This window comes from Gordonia rhizosphera NBRC 16068, from assembly GCF_000298195.1.
In the GTDB taxonomy this organism is placed as follows: Bacteria; Actinomycetota; Actinomycetes; order Mycobacteriales; family Mycobacteriaceae; genus Gordonia; species Gordonia rhizosphera.
In genome coordinates, this window is sequence record NZ_BAHC01000214.1 from 1 (window position 1) to 14623 (window position 14623).

Annotated in this window: 14 protein-coding genes; 7 read left to right on the plus strand and 7 right to left on the minus strand. The window is 68.3% G+C overall.

Annotated features, from left to right (window positions below; genetic code table 11):
• Positions 1-2: 2 nt before the first annotated feature.
• Positions 3-116, plus strand: coding sequence for a sigma factor-like helix-turn-helix DNA-binding protein (locus GORHZ_RS30405; protein ID WP_444542629.1), 114 nt, complete (start codon positions 3-5; stop codon positions 114-116).
• A 93-nt stretch (positions 117-209) separates the two neighbouring features.
• Here GORHZ_RS30405 and GORHZ_RS26060 read toward each other — a convergent pair whose 3' ends face one another.
• Together GORHZ_RS26060 and GORHZ_RS26065 are read right to left on the minus strand one after the other, a co-directional pair.
• Entirely contained in the window at positions 210-647 is a 438-nt protein-coding gene (locus GORHZ_RS26060; protein WP_006338404.1) for an SRPBCC family protein, read from the minus strand.
• Between the two features lie 46 nt (positions 648-693).
• The gene (locus GORHZ_RS26065) at positions 694-1095 is read right to left on the minus strand and encodes a DUF952 domain-containing protein (protein WP_373279634.1); all 402 of its coding nucleotides are present in this window, start codon (positions 1093-1095) and stop codon (positions 694-696) included.
• A gap of 308 nt (positions 1096-1403) precedes the next feature.
• On the opposite strand from GORHZ_RS26065, the gene GORHZ_RS26070 reads away from it, so the two are divergent.
• Complete coding sequence (locus GORHZ_RS26070; RefSeq protein WP_006338406.1) at positions 1404-2348, plus strand: sulfite exporter TauE/SafE family protein; 945 nt, start codon at positions 1404-1406, stop codon at positions 2346-2348.
• Between the two features lie 259 nt (positions 2349-2607).
• On the plus strand, positions 2608-2814 hold the full coding sequence (locus GORHZ_RS26075) for a DUF7455 domain-containing protein (protein ID WP_006338407.1): 207 nt from the start codon (positions 2608-2610) through the stop codon (positions 2812-2814).
• Between the two features lie 79 nt (positions 2815-2893).
• Here the strand turns inward: GORHZ_RS26075 and GORHZ_RS26080 are convergent, their stop codons facing one another.
• Positions 2894-4651 (minus strand): DEAD/DEAH box helicase, encoded by a 1758-nt coding sequence (locus GORHZ_RS26080; RefSeq protein WP_051999088.1) that lies wholly within the window; start codon positions 4649-4651, stop codon positions 2894-2896.
• A 232-nt stretch (positions 4652-4883) separates the two neighbouring features.
• Between GORHZ_RS26080 and GORHZ_RS26085 the strand changes: the two genes are divergently transcribed.
• Positions 4884-6074, plus strand: coding sequence for a YihY/virulence factor BrkB family protein (locus GORHZ_RS26085; RefSeq protein WP_006338409.1), 1191 nt, complete (start codon positions 4884-4886; stop codon positions 6072-6074).
• 8 nt (positions 6075-6082) lie between these two features.
• Here the strand turns inward: GORHZ_RS26085 and GORHZ_RS26090 are convergent, their stop codons facing one another.
• Positions 6083-6352, minus strand: coding sequence for a DUF3039 domain-containing protein (locus GORHZ_RS26090; protein WP_006338410.1), 270 nt, complete (start codon positions 6350-6352; stop codon positions 6083-6085).
• Positions 6353-6416: 64 nt separating this feature from the next.
• On the opposite strand from GORHZ_RS26090, the gene GORHZ_RS26095 reads away from it, so the two are divergent.
• Both GORHZ_RS26095 and GORHZ_RS26100 read left to right on the plus strand, forming a co-directional pair.
• The gene (locus tag GORHZ_RS26095; protein WP_040533591.1) at positions 6417-6881 is read left to right on the plus strand and encodes a DUF3099 domain-containing protein; all 465 of its coding nucleotides are present in this window, start codon (positions 6417-6419) and stop codon (positions 6879-6881) included.
• 175 nt (positions 6882-7056) lie between these two features.
• Positions 7057-8076: a sigma-70 family RNA polymerase sigma factor gene (locus tag GORHZ_RS26100; RefSeq protein ID WP_006338412.1), complete on the plus strand. Its 1020-nt coding sequence runs from the start codon at positions 7057-7059 to the stop codon at positions 8074-8076.
• A gap of 18 nt (positions 8077-8094) precedes the next feature.
• On the opposite strand, the gene GORHZ_RS26105 is transcribed toward GORHZ_RS26100, so the two are convergent.
• Positions 8095-11043 carry a bifunctional acetate--CoA ligase family protein/GNAT family N-acetyltransferase gene (locus GORHZ_RS26105; protein ID WP_006338413.1) on the minus strand — a complete coding sequence of 983 codons (2949 nt, stop codon included), beginning with the start codon at positions 11041-11043 and terminating at the stop codon, positions 8095-8097.
• Positions 11036-12304 carry an acetoin utilization protein AcuC gene (locus GORHZ_RS26110; RefSeq protein WP_006338414.1) on the minus strand — a complete coding sequence of 423 codons (1269 nt, stop codon included), beginning with the start codon at positions 12302-12304 and terminating at the stop codon, positions 11036-11038. The genes GORHZ_RS26105 and GORHZ_RS26110 overlap by 8 nt, the downstream gene beginning before the upstream one ends.
• A 318-nt stretch (positions 12305-12622) precedes the next feature.
• On the opposite strand from GORHZ_RS26110, the gene GORHZ_RS26115 reads away from it, so the two are divergent.
• Positions 12623-13306 carry an iron-dependent transcriptional repressor DtxR gene (locus GORHZ_RS26115; protein ID WP_006338415.1) on the plus strand — a complete coding sequence of 228 codons (684 nt, stop codon included), beginning with the start codon at positions 12623-12625 and terminating at the stop codon, positions 13304-13306.
• A 42-nt stretch (positions 13307-13348) separates the two neighbouring features.
• Here GORHZ_RS26115 and GORHZ_RS26120 read toward each other — a convergent pair whose 3' ends face one another.
• Positions 13349-14464, minus strand: a complete 1116-nt coding sequence (locus tag GORHZ_RS26120; protein ID WP_006338416.1) for a DUF4192 domain-containing protein — start codon at positions 14462-14464, stop codon at positions 13349-13351.
• Between the last annotated feature and the right edge of the window lie 159 nt (positions 14465-14623).

Here is a 14623-nt window from a genome sequence, read left to right on the forward strand (position 1 = left end):
AGATCGGTCAGGTCTACGGCGTGACGCGTGAGCGTATCCGTCAGATCGAGTCGAAGACGATGTCAAAACTCCGGCACCCGAGCCGGTCACAGGTTCTACGCGACTACCTGGACTAAGTGGTCCTGTCCGGACTGGGGGCCGGCCCGGCCGTAGTTCCATGCGATCGCGACGCCGTCGTCGATGCGGTGAACCAGGCCGGGTCCCGTCGTCTATGCAGAAGCCGCTTCCAGGTTGGACTTCAGGTTGCGCAGCGCCTTCGCAAGTGCCGTGCGCATGGAGCTCATGAGAATTGGCGACAACGGCTTCATGACCGTGGGCAATGCGATGTCGTATGCGATGGCGACTCTTGAGCCTTCCGCCCGGGGCTCAAAGGTGATTCGCTCTTCGATATCCAGGGGCCCGGATTTGACCTTCTTGCCGAATACTCCATTCGGTTCGTATTCCGTGACCGTACCGGTCCAGTTCATCGTCACACCCATCAGTCGGATTGTCCCCTTTGCGGTGGAGCCCTTCCCCACTGGCCCGGGGGAAGTCTGCTCCGACTCCGGGAAGGGCTGCCAATCGGGCCAGCGGCTCGGATCCGTGGTGTAGACGAACGCTTTGTCCACCGCGCAGTTGATCTCGATGCTTTCTTCGATTGTCGGCATCCGGCGTGACTCCTTGTCGATCGGACCAGTACAACTCGAGAGCTGATCACCGCGTGGTCAGGGGAGGAAACGTCCCATCGGGGGTCGGCCGATAGGGCCGGGCCTCGACGACGGCGCGTATCGGCAGCCGCCCGTACAGATGCGGGAACAGCATCGCCGTTGGATCTCCGGAAACTCCTGGCTCCCAACGTACCTCGCCCCCCAAGAGGGCAGGGTCCAGGATCAGCAGCAGCAGGTCGTGACGCCCGGAAAAGATACGGTTGGCCGGCAGGTGCACCTGGCCGGGTGCCGAGAGGTGGACGAAGCCGTCCCGGTCGAACTCCGCCGGCGCCCAATCGTCGGTTGCGACGGCCTGCGACCAGTCGGCCTCGCTGATGAGATGGAGCAGGCACGGCTGCGGGACTCGGATCACGCCGCACAGTAGGCAGATGATCGTGTCGTCTGTCAAGGTTTCACTCCCCCCGAATCCGAACCACGATGCAATGTCGGGGATCCCGGCGCTCCTCCGTACGATTGCGCCGTGCCATCCTCCGACAGTCACCCGGGCGTCCTGCTGGTGAGCCGCCCCATCGTCGACCTCCTGCGGGTCGCGTCGATGCTCTGTCCCTGACCCGAGGCCCCCTGACCCCGAGGCCGCTGTCGACGTCGAAGAGCTTCCGACGTCGCCGGCCCCTCACCGTCACCGTCCCACGCCGCGGTCCCGGTGTGAGCCCCGTCGAGGTGCTCCCCCGGCCACGGATCATCCGAAAGACTCCTGTGCGCACCATTGTCCTGATCGGCCTCGTCGGTTTCGCTGCCCAACTCGTGGACGGCAGCCTCGGTATGGCCTACGGCGTGACCACCACGACCCTGCTCTTGGCCATCGGCACCAACCCGGCGGCCGCGTCGGCCACCGTCCACCTCGCCGAGATCGGCACCACGCTGGTGTCCGGTGTGGCCCACTGGCGTTTCGGCAACGTCGACTGGCGCGTCGTCCGCCGCATCGCGGTACCCGGCGCGATCGGCGCCTTCCTCGGCGCGACGATTCTGTCGAATCTGTCGACCGAGGCCGCCAAACCCCTGATGGCGATCATCCTGTTGCTGCTCGGCGCCTACATCCTGGTCCGGTTCACCGTCTCCGGCATCCCGCGTCACCACCTGGGCAAACCACTGCGCAAGCGGTTCCTGTCGCCGCTCGGCCTCGTCGCCGGCTTCGTCGACGCGACCGGCGGCGGCGGTTGGGGTCCGGTCGGGACCCCGGCGATCCTGGCGAGCGGACGTCTCGAACCGCGTAAGGTGATCGGCTCGATCGACACCAGCGAGTTCATCATCGCCGTCGCCGCGAGTCTGGGGTTTCTGGTCAGTCTCGGTTCGCAGGGCATCAACTTCGCGTGGGTGGGTGCGATCCTGGTCGGCGGTGTCATCGCCGCGCCGATCGCCGCATGGCTGGTGCGCCACGTCCCGCCGCGTCTGCTCGGCGCGTCGGTCGGCGGTCTGATCATGCTGACGAATACGCGTTCGTTGCTGCACAGCGACCTCATCGAGTTGCCCGCCACGGCGCGCACGGGCATTTACACGGTCATCCTCGTCGTCTGGGTGGCAGCGTTCGCCTACTCGTTGCGCGAATACCTGCGCGACCGTGAGAACGAGTCGTCGGATGCGGTGACCCGCGTCCGCGAGGAACGTGAAGTCGCGACGGCCGCCGCGGTTCAGGCGGGCTGAGGCCGGCCCGAGGGACGACCCGAACCGACCGACGCACTGTGATCGAGATCGCACTTCCCGTAACGCCCAGGTGAGACGGTGTTGCCGACGACACGCGCCGTGTTAACGGTGAGTGACGACACACCCGGGAGGCGCGCGGAACAATACGAAACCCCGGAACGTCTGACAGGGTGAGGGTGACGCATCAGACCGATGTGTCGGCTCACGAAGGGAAAGGCGACCGGCAACGACGCCCACGCCGGACCGGGACGGAGGAATCATGTCAGAAACCGCCACCACACCCCCGATCTATATGCCGCTCACCGCTGCCGACCGCTGTGACCGCTGCGGCGCGGCTGCCAAGCTACGGGCCCTACTGCCCGCCGGCGGGGAACTTCTCTTCTGCCGTCACCACTTCAACGAGCACGAGGCCAAGCTGGTCGAGATGTCCGCGACCGTTGTGGAGTCCGCAGGCGAACTGGTCTGAGCGCACGAGCACACGACGACCCGGCCGGGCTTCCGGCCGGGTCGTCGTCGTTGCAGGGGTGTTGTCGTTGCAGACGGGGTCAGCGCCACTCGCGCAGGGCCGCGATCCGCTCCTTGAGCTGATCGGCGGTCGCCAGCGCCGTCGGCGGTCCGCCCAGGCGGGTCCGCAGTTCGTTGTGCACCATGCCGTGGGGTTTCCCGGTGCGGTGGTGGTGCAGCGCGACGAGCGTATTGAGCTCCTTGCGTAACGCGTGCAGGTTCTCCCCCGTCGACGACGGCGGGGCCGGGGCGGGTTCCGGGGAACGGGCACCCACCGCCGAACGCTGCGACACCTGCTCGGCCTGCCGCTTACGCAGCAGCTCGCGCATCTGGTCGGGGTCGAGCAACCCGGGCAGTCCGAGGTAGTCCGCCTCCTCGTCGCTGCCGGCGAAGGTCGCGGTCCCGAACGAGGCACCGTCGAAGATCACCTGGTCGAGTTCGGCGTCGGCATGAAGCGACTGGAAGGTCTTCTCCTCCTCGCCGGGCTCGTCCTTCTGCTTGTTGGCGTCGGTGAGCAGCGCATCGTCGAGGCCGTCGGGATCTCGGTGGGGTTTACCCAGTACGTGATCGCGTTCGGCCTCCATCTGGCTGGCCAGATTCAGCAGAACCGGCACCGACGGCAGGAAGACGCTCGCGGTCTCCCCCGGCCGGCGCGACCGCACGAAACGCCCGATGGCTTGCGCGAAGAACAGGGGGGTCGATGCGCTGGTGGCATAGACGCCGACCGCGAGCCGCGGCACGTCTACGCCTTCGGACACCATCCGGACCGCGACCATCCACTCGTCGCCGGACGCGGAGAACTCGGCGATCCGCGACGACGACTTGGGGTCGTCGGACAGCACCAGGGTAACCTTCTGACCGCTGATCGATCGCAGCAGATCCGCATAGTCGCGGGCGGTGGTCTGATCGGTCGCGATGACCAGGCCACCGGCGTCGGGGACACCTCCGGCTCGCAGTTGCCGCAGTCGTGTGTGCGCAGCCTCCAGGACCGCGGGAATCCAGTCGCCGTGCGGATCGAGCGCGGTGCGCCAGGCGCGCGCGGTGTGCTCGGCCGACAGCGGTTCGCCGAGGCGGGCGGTGAACTCCTCGCCGGCGCTGGTACGCCAGCTCGCCTGACCGCTGTAGGCGAGGAAGACCACCGGGCGGACGACGCCGTCGGCGAGCGCGTCGGCGTAGCCGTAGGTGTGATCGGCCTTCGATCGCAGGACCCCGCCCTCTTCGGGTTCGTAGGTCACGAACGGGATCGGTGAGTCGTCGGAGCGGAACGGGGTCCCGGTCAGCGCGAGTCTCCGGGTGGCATCGGAGAACGCCTCGCGGATCGCGTCACCCCACGACTTGGCGTCCCCACCGTGATGGATCTCATCGAGGATCACCAGCGTACGACGGTTCTCGGTGCGCACCCGGTGCCGGGACGGGTGCGCCGCGACCTGGGCGTAAGTGAGAGCGACCCCGTGATAGTCCGAGCTGGTCTGGCCGGTGGAGTTGCTGAATCGGGAGTCCAGCGCGATACCGACGCGCGCGGCGGCCTCGGCCCACTGATGTTTGAGGTGTTCGGTCGGTGTCACGACGGCGATCTGCTCGACGGTGCGATCGTCGAGCAGTTCCCGCGCCACCCGCAGCCCGAAGGTCGTCTTACCCGCACCCGGCGTGGCGACCGCGAGGAAGTCGACGGGACGACGCGTCAGATATCTCGTGAGGGCACGGCGCTGCCACGCGCGCAGCGGGGGCCCGGCCGGGATGGCAACGTCGTCGGCTGCTGAGGTCACTCCTGCATCGCTCCTGACATCACTCTCGGGCATGAGACATCCCCCGTGCACGCAATCACGCGTCGGTTCGCATACCCGAGGGGACCCCGGGACATGCTACCGGGACGCGCACGGATCAGCCCACCCCGACGCGCTCGATACACCCGTTTCCACTTTTCGGCGCGTGATCAGGGATGCTAGAGCCATAGGCAGTCGAAACCGCAACCCTGTACCGATCACCGAGGACGACCCGTCGTCGGCCGGTGCAGCGTACCCGAGGGAGCCTGTGGGCGCCCACCCGGAGCCGGACGCGACGACGGTCCCCATCGGCCCCACATCCGGCACCGCGCCACCGCCACCCCCGGCCGCCGTGCCCGCCATTACACGGGCGGGACGCGACGACGACGGACGGTACGACCCGGCCGACGACGTCGGCTTCGCGCCGGGTCCTGCGGTCCTGCCCAATCTGCATCGGGTGGTGTGGCGCACGATCAAGAAGTCGTGGGACGACGGAGTGGTCGGGTGGGCGGCGCAGGCCGCCTTCTGGCAGGCGCTGTCGCTGCCCCCGCTCGTGCTCGGACTGCTCGGTAGCCTCGGCTATGTCGCCGGCTGGTTCGGCCCGGACACCGTCGACGTGATCTACGCCCGGCTGCTCGCCCTGGCCGATCGCACGTTCTCCGAGAACGTCGTCACCGACATCATCCGGCCGACCCTGGACAACGTGCTGAGCCGAGGCAGGATCGGGGTGGTCTCGATCGGTTTCGTGCTGTCGTTGTGGGCGGGGTCTGCGGCCGTTTCCTGTTTCGTCGCGTCCATCGTGCGCGCCCACGACCAGCATCAGGTCCGTAACCCCGTGTGGCAGCGGATCTTCGCGTTGCTGCTCTACATCGCGTTTCTCGTCGTGTCGGTCTTTCTGCTCCCGCTGGTGGCGCTGGGACCGAATTATCTGCGCGAGATCGTGCCGGATTCGTGGGACCCACTGATCACCAACCTGATCAATTACGGCTACTTCCCGTTCGTCGCCGCGCTGCTGCTGATCGTGCTGACCACCCTGTACCACCTGGCGCTGCCGAATCCCCTGCCCTGGCATCGGCTCGTCGGCGGCGCCGTCGTCGCGGGGATCTTCTTCTGGGTGGCCAGCTACATCCTGCGCATCTATCTCGCCGCCATCACCCGGGCCGGGTACACCTACGGCGCGCTGGCGACGCCGATCGCGTTCCTGCTGTTCATGTACTTCCTCGGGTTCGCGATCGTGGTCGGAGCCGAGTTCAACGCCGCGATCCAGTCGATGTGGCCGGCCAAACCGTCGGCCTCGACCCAGGTGCGCTACTGGGTGGCGTCCCAGACCTCCGACATCACCGGTCAGCTGCGTAGCCTGCCGGATCGCCTCGCGTCCGGGCCGATCCGCCGGACCCGACCCGGCATCGAGGCTCCCGCACCGCCAGAGTCACGCGACGGGCGCCGCCCGGCGCCCTGACGTGCGGGTCAGGCCTTGCGCATCCGGCTGTAGATCTTCTTGCACTTCGGACACACCGGCGATCCCGGCTTCGCCGAGCGGGTGACCGGGAACGTCTCGCCGCACAGGGCGACGACGTAGGTGCCCATCACGGCGCTCTCGGCGATCCTGTCCTTCTTGACGTAGTGGAAGAACTTGGGGCGGTCGTCATCCCCCTGGTCGGTGCTGTCGGCGTCGGGCCGCTCGTCGACATCGGTCCGTTCGTCGAGGTCCGGGGGCTCGATCGTCTGTGTTCCCATGCCCACCATTGTGCGCCACCGGACCGACGATGCAATCCTCGCCCGAAAGTGGGACAGTGGAGGCATGGGTGACGACGGGACGGGGGCACGCGGCGGCACCGGTTCTTCCGGCGCCCGTCTCCACGGCGACCGTCAGCACGGCGACCGTGCGCACGAGACCTTCCTGATCACCGATGCGCAGGAGTCGCTCGAGGATCAGCAGCGCGCGCGGGTGCGCAAATACCTCACCCTGATGGCATTCCGGGTGCCCGCGCTCATCATCGCCGGCATCGTCTACAGCTCCACCGGTTCGGGCCTGCTCGCGCTGGCGATCGTGGCCGCGTCGATCCCGCTGCCCTGGATCGCGGTGCTGATCGCCAACGACCGTCCACCGCGTAAACGTGGCGAGGTCCCGCACTACATGTACGGCGCCGATCACGGCGTCGTCGGGCCGTCGGCGCTGGACTCGACTCACCGCGCAGTGGAGCCGCGCATCGTGGATTCCACCGTCGAACCCACGCCTGGGGATCCCGGGCAGGACGCCCGCTGACCCGTCGACCATCTGGTCGTAGCACTCTCAGCAACTTCTCATCTAGTCTGGCGCATCCGGCGGAAAAGTCGCAGGTCAGGCGACTTCGCGCGGACGGCTCCCCCGGGCACGCCGGGAACTTTCCCCCTGCGGTGGGCGTTGAACCACGTGAACGCACTCGAAGTCAGGAGGCCGTATGTCACGCTCGACAGTTGCACGCCCGACCACGACGATTGAAGGTGCCGACGACGCCACGCGCACCGGTACCCGCCCCGCGATGACCGAACAAGATCTCGACGCGCAGTCTCCGGCCTCCGATCTCGTCCGCGTCTATCTCAACGGGATCGGACGGACCGCCCTGCTCAATGCCGAGCAGGAGGTCGAACTCGCCAAGCAGATCGAGGCCGGTCTCTACGCCAAGCATGTCCTGGAGACCCGTAAGCGGTTGTCAGCGACGCGTAAGAGGGACCTGGCGATCATCGTCCGCGAGGGCGAGTACGCGCGAGCCCACCTGTTGGAGGCCAACCTCCGGCTGGTTGTTTCGCTGGCCAAGCGCTACACCGGTCGCGGCATGCCGTTGCTGGATCTCATCCAGGAGGGCAACCTGGGCCTGATCCGCGCGATGGAGAAGTTCGACTATGCGAAGGGCTTCAAGTTCTCCACGTACGCCACGTGGTGGATTCGGCAGGCCATCACCCGCGGTATGGCCGACCAGAGCCGCACCATCCGTCTGCCCGTCCACCTGGTGGAACAGGTGAACAAGCTGGCGCGGATCAAGCGGGAGCTGCATCAGCAGCTCGGTCGTGAGGCCACCGACGACGAGCTCGCCAACGAGTCGGGAATCCCGGCGGAGAAGATCGCGGACCTGCTCGACCACAGCCGCGACCCGGTCAGCCTCGACATGCCGGTCGGCAACGACGAGGAGGCACCGCTCGGCGACTTCATCGAGGACGCGGAAGGCACCTCCGCGGAGAACGCCGTGATCGCCGGCCTGCTGCACTCCGACGTCCGCGCGGTGCTCGCCACCCTCGACGAACGCGAACAGCAGGTGATCCGCATGCGCTACGGCCTCGACGACGGTCAGCCGCGCACGCTCGACCAGATCGGCCGCATGTTCGGGCTCTCGCGCGAGCGGGTCCGCCAGATCGAACGTGAGGTCATGAACAAGCTGCGCCAGGGCGAGCGCGCCGAGCGTCTGCGCGCCTACGCCAGCTGATCAGGGCACGCCCCAGATCTAACCCAGCCGCCTCGGTCCGGTGTCCGCACGTGTGGGCACCGGGCCGAGCCGTATCTGGGCGTTGAGTACCCCGGCCCCGTCGGGAGACGCCAGGATCGGATCGCAGACCACCTCGCGGACCTCCGGGATGTCCTCGACGAGGGTCGAGATCCGCAGCAGCAGGTCGGTGAGCGCGTCCCGGTCCACCGGTGGTTCGCCCGCGTATCCGCCGAGCAGTGGGGCCGACTTCGGTTCGTCGATCAGCTCGGCCGCGTCGAGCGGTGACAGCGGGATCGCCCGGTAGCCACGGTCGCCGAGCAGGTCGAAGGTGCGCCCGGACAGCCCGAAAGAGATCAGCGAGCCGAACGAGGGGTCATCCCGCACGCTGATCACGGTGCCGATCCCCTTCGGTGCCATCTTCTGCACGTGCAGGACGGCATCGCCGGTGAGTTCCCCGAGCTCGGTGAACGCGGTGATCACGGCCGTCGCGTCGGGCAGATCCAGGCGCGCACCCTCCCGGTCGAGGCGACCACGCCAGGTCTCCGAGGTCGCCTTGACCGCGACCGGGAACCCGAGTTCGCGGGCCGCCGCGGAGGCCTCGTGCATCGTGGTGACCTCACGGAACGGCACGACGGGGATCCCGTACCAGCCCAGGATCGTCGCCGACTCGACATGACCGAGGTGGACGCCATCGCCGTCACCGACACCGGCCATGGCCTCACGCACGAACATCCGCGCGGCCTCCGGGTCCGTGCCGTCGGGCCGGTGGACCTCCGATTCGGGACGCTCACACCACCGGGCGTACTGCCAGGCCCGGGTCAGCGCGATCGCGGCACGTTCGGGACTGCCGTAGGAGGGGATCGACCCACGCACCGGCATGCCGTTCGGTCCGGGCTTCATCAGTCCGGGCGGGATGCCCTCGACGGCGAGGAAGGTCGTCACGATCGGTTTCGGGCCGTCGGCGGTCGGGGAGTTCGCCGCCGCCATCAACGCGCGCGCATGCCAGTCGGCGTCAACGGCGACCGGCGGGACGAACACGACCAGCACAGCGTCCACGCCGGGATCGGCCATCGCCTCGGTCACCGCCGCCTCGAACTCGTCCTCGGTCGCCCCGGCACCGAGATCGATCGTCTCGGTGACCTCGAGTCCCCCACCACGCGCGGTATCGGCGGCCAGACTCCCCAACACCGACGAGTTGCCGATGATCCGGGTGCGCGGGCCGCGCGGTAGCGGCTGATGGGCGAAGATCGTCGCACAGTCGAAGAGTTCGGAGATGGTGTCGACCTGGATGACACCCGCCTGGGCGAGCACCATCTGCGCGATCTGGTCGTCGAGGCTGGCGGCCGAGGTGCGGGCGCGCCGCGCGGCGGTCATCGCCCCTTTCCCCGACTTGACCGCGACGATGGGTTTGGACCGCGACACGCGCCGCGCGATCCGGGAGAACTTGCGCGGATTACCGAAACTCTCCAGGTAGAGCAGGACCACGTCGGTGGTGGTGTCGGTGTCCCAGTACTGCAGCAGGTCGTTGCCGGAAACGTCGGCGCGGTTTCCGGCGGAGACGAAGGTCGACAGTCCGATCTGCCGTCGGGCCGCGGTGTCGAGGATGGCGATGCCCAGCGCGCCGGACTGGCAGAAGAAGCCCACCCGTCCTTCGGCGGGGATCCGCGGTGCGAGCGTGGCGTTGAGCGCGATCGTGGGATCGTTGTTGGCCACGCCGAGCGCGTTCGGTCCGACCAGGCGCATGCCGTGTTCGCGGACCTGTTCGAGCAGCCGGTGTTCGCTTTCCAGGCCGGCCTCGCCGCTCTCGCCGAACCCCGACGACACGACCACCAGGGTGCGGACGCCCTTGACCAGACAGTCGTCGAGGACCGCGCCGACGATCTCGGCGGGCACCGCGACCACCGCCAGATCCACCGGGTCGGGAATGTCACGGACCGTGCGGTAGGCGCGGATGCCGCGCACCGACGGCGGGCGGGGATGGGAGCGGCGCTCCGCCGGTGTCGTCCGCCGCTGCGGCCCGGGGCCGTGTCCGTGTCCGTGTCCGTGATGATGTGCGTCGTGGTCGGGCTGGGCACCGTCGTCGCCCTCATCGCCCAGTTCGTCGCCGTCGACCTCGTGGGCCGGGCCGTTCACCGGGTACACCGGGCCGGTGAAACCACCGGCGATGATGTTGGCGAGCAGCGCGTTGCCGACCTTCTTGGGGTCCGTCGAGGCGCCGATCACCGCGACCGATGTCGGCCGCAGCAGGTTCGCGACGCTGCGTGCCTCCGACGCGCGTTCGCGCGCGTTGCGCACCGAGAGCAAGGCCTCGGTGGGGTCGATGAGGAACTCCACGTGCACGGTGCTGCCGTCGAAGCTGCGCGACAGTTGATAGCCCGCGTCGCGGAACACCGCGACCATGTTGGGGTTCTCGCTGAGCACCTCGGCCTCGAACCGGGTGAACCCGTTCTCCGCGGCGATTCCCGCGAGATGTTCGAGCAGAATCGGTCCGAGCCCACGGCCCTGATGGTCGTCGGCGACGACGAACGCCACCTCCGCCGATTCCGGCTTTCCGTCGAACCCGAGGCCCTCGTAGAGTCCGATCGCGATGATCTCGCCGCCGAGCACTGCGACGATCGCGACCCGCTTCTGGTAGTCGACGGTCGTCATCCGCGCCACCTCGCGCGGCGGCAGCGTCGGCGTGGGCCCGAAGTAGCGCATGTAGCGGGTCCGCTCGGACAGGCGGCCGTGGAAGGCGACCACCCGGTCGGCGTCGTCGGGGACGATCGGCCGCAGATGCACCACACCGCCGTCGGAGGCCAGGACGTCGGCGATCCAGTGGCGCGGATAATCCCATGGTTCACGCGACGGATGCCCGTCCGGGGTCGTGGCCGTCGGCGGGCCCTGCGGCGTCGAGGTCGAGGTCGAATCCTGATCGGCGGTCTTGGTCCGCTGGTCCTGTTCGGTCACCTGGTCCTGTTCAGTCACGGGGGTCCTCCGGGTCGAGACCGTGCAGCGGGTAGATGGCGCGGCGAGTGGCCAGGATGGCGCGATCGGTCTGGCGTTGCGCGGATTCGGCGATACCCTCCGGCGGCTGTTGTCCGGTGTCGCCGTCCCACGGGACGTAGGACACGTCGCCACCGTCGCCCATCACCCCCACCGGCGGTTGCGAATACTCGGCGTAGATCTGCTCGGACACCTGTTCGGCTGTGGCACACCAGGATTCGTCGATCTTGGTGTTGACGTCGATGTCGCGGTCGAGCACCGTCGCGATCAGGTGCGTCCAGCTGCGGGGTACGACGTTGATCACCCCGTATCCGCCGCCCCCGACGGCCACCCACCGTCCGTCGCAGTATTTCTCGGCGAACCCGCGCAGCGCCTGCATCGCCGCGCGCTGACCCTCGACGGTGAGTCCCAGATCCGTCAGAGGATCCGCGCGATGGCTGTCCACCCCGCATTGGCCGATCAGGATCTGCGGCCGGAACTGCTCGAGCACCGACGGGACGACCGCGTTGAACGCCCGCAACCAGAGCCGGTCGGTGGTGTCGGGCATGAGTGCGATGTTGACCGCGGTGCCCTGCGCCGCGTCGTTGCCGATCTCGGTGGGCCATCCGGTGCCCGGCCACAGCGTCGCCGGATGCTGGTGCACCGACACCGTCAGTACCCGCGGATCGTCGACGAACGCGACCTGCACGCCGTCGCCGTGATGGGCGTCGATGTCGATATAGGCGACCCGGTCGTACCCGTTGTCGAGCAGCCACTGGATCGCTACCGCGCAGTCGTTGTAGATGCAGAAGCCGGCCGCGCGCGATCGCATCGCGTGATGCATCCCGCCGCCGATGTTCACCGCGCGGCGCACCGAACCGCTCGCCACCGCCTGGACCGCGGCCAGCGTTCCGCCGACGAGCAGTCGGGCGGCCTCGTGCATGCCCTCGAACACCGGGTTGTCGGCGTCGCCGAGTCCGAACAGGCGCTCGAGCAGCGGCCCCGACAGCGACGCGGACCCCGACCCGACGGCCCGCACCGCGTCGATGTACTCGATCGAATGGATCCCGGTGAGCGCCGAATCGTCGAGGAGCAGGGGCGCCCGGGTGTCCACGCCGTCGAGGATTCCGAGGCTCTGCGCCAGGGTCATGGTGAGGGCCAGTCGGACCGGATTCATCGGATGTTCGTGCGCCCACTTGTAGGACAGGAAGTCCTCGCTCCAGATGACCGCCGCCGCCTCGTCGCTGTTCTTCCTCGCCACCATCTCAGGCTAGGGCATGTCTCTCAATTCCACTGCGAGGAATTGGCGGAGTCGTTGGTTCTCTGGCAAGGCGGAGGAGGGAGCGATAGCGGCAGCTATCGTGACCGACGACAACGCCGCCAGAGGGCCAACGAGCCGCCAAGACCCGCAAAGGGAATTGGGAGACATGCCCTCGTGCCTCGCCGCGCCGAGGGGTGACGTTCGCCGCACTCGGTGCGGCACGGCAAGACACGCACCCGCACCACGCGACATCGCCAGGCGGACATCGGTTGTCCCGGCCAGGTCAGGGTACCCTTGTCACTGACGAAGGGACTGCGCACAGTGAATGATCTGGTCGACACCACAGAGATGTATCTGCGGACGATCTACGACCTCGAGGAGGAAGGGATCGTCCCGCTCCGGGCCCGTATCGCGGAGCGTCTGGAGCAGAGTGGCCCGACCGTGTCCCAGACGGTCGCCCGTATGGAGCGTGACGGCCTCCTGCGGGTCGCCGGCGACCGCCACCTCGAACTCACCGAGAAGGGACGCGAGCTCGCCGTCTCGGTGATGCGCAAGCATCGCCTGGCCGAACGACTGCTGGTCGACATCATCGGTATGCCCTGGGAAGAAGTGCACGACGAGGCCTGCCGGTGGGAGCACGTGATGAGCGAGAACGTCGAGCGGCGGCTGCTCACCGTCCTCGACAACCCGACCACCTCGCCGTACGGCAACCCGATCCCCGGGCTCGAGCTGCTCGGTGCACCACAGGCTCCCGTCACCGACGGTTCGACACGCCTCGCCGATCTCCCTCAGGGTGAGCCGGTGGCGGTCGTCGTCCGACGCCTCTCCGAGCACGCACAGTCCGACCACGCGCTGATCGGCGAGCTGCGGGAGGCCGGGGTGGTGCCGAACGCGCGCGTCACGGTGACCGTGAGCACCGCGAACACCGTGGTCACCTCGCCGGGCCACGACGGGCTCGTCGTCTCCCGCGAGATGGCGCACTCGGTGTTCGTGGAAAAGGTCTGAGTACTTCCCGATCCTCACCCGGCCCGACCGGCCCCGACCGGCTCAGCTGACCTCGAGTTCGGAGATCGGCTGCGGGATGGGCACGCCCAGTCGCTTGGCCGTGTCGTAGCTGTCGTCAAGCATCTCCCACAGCATGCGAGGCGGCAGGCCACCGCTGAGTGCGCGGTCGAGCAACACGGCCAGGGACCAGTCCGGGTCCGCCGACAGCGCACAGTCCAGGGCGACGCCGGCGTACCCGCCCTCGCCGCCGATGTAGTGCAGGTGGGCAAGCATCGTCGCCGCACTGGCGCGCGCCGAACCGGTCAGCCGCCGGGCCAGTTCACGCCACAGTGTCTCGGCCTGATGCCGGAATGCGGTCACCGCGAGGGAGAGTGCGGCATCGCGCACGGGTAGCCGGGTGACGGCGTAGGCGAGCATGCCGGTGGTCGCACAGTCGAGCCGCAGATCGGATGGGGTGTGCCGTCCCGGATCCCCGATGGCGATCACCTGATCGAGCAGTGCCCGCAGCAGACCGGCATCGTCGTAGACCGCGGTGTCGTCGGCCGGCTCCCGGTGCGGACCGGCGCAGTGCGGCAGCGGTGTGAGCATTTCCTCCATGTCCGAACGCTTTTCGAGCACGCGGCGGCCGGTCTTCACGGCGTGGTGGATGGCCGTCGGGCTGCTGTGCGGGTCGGCGAGCCGGCCGCGGATCGGCGCCGTGCGGGCGACCGGCACCGTCCGGGTCGACGCCGCGGCGTCGACCGGCCGCACGCGCGACTCCCACACCATCCGCCAGGCGGCGCCATCGGCGAATGCGGGGACCACGAACCCGACGCTCACCCCGCCGACGCCGGCGAAGTGCTTGTCGGCCTCGACGCACACCTCACGGTAGCGGCGGTCGCCGGGCGGGTATCGGTCGTCGGCGATCACGGCGACGACCGCGCGTACGTCGTTGCGGATACAGATCTCCCCAAGGTCGGCGAGGACCTCGATCAGGCCGGGCACCAGCGTGCCGTCGTCGTCGAGGACGAGATCGTGGCGGATCGTGGTGCGCACGACCTGAGGGTGTTCGCCGAATGCGACGAAGACCAGCGAGCGGTCCGGGATGAAGCCGAGCAATCCGGGGATGGCGGTGAGCAGGGCCGACGGGGCGAGCGGGCGACAACGATTCGGTGGCATGGCGCCATCCTCACGCCCCACGACGTCGGTCCCGGTCCGTCGGCAACCCCGACCGGCGGTTTCAGGTGCAGTTGTCCACAAACTCGGCGCTATCCCCAGATCGACCAGGCACGATGCGAAACGTGCGGGTCGATCGAGGCCGGTGACGACCCAGCGAAA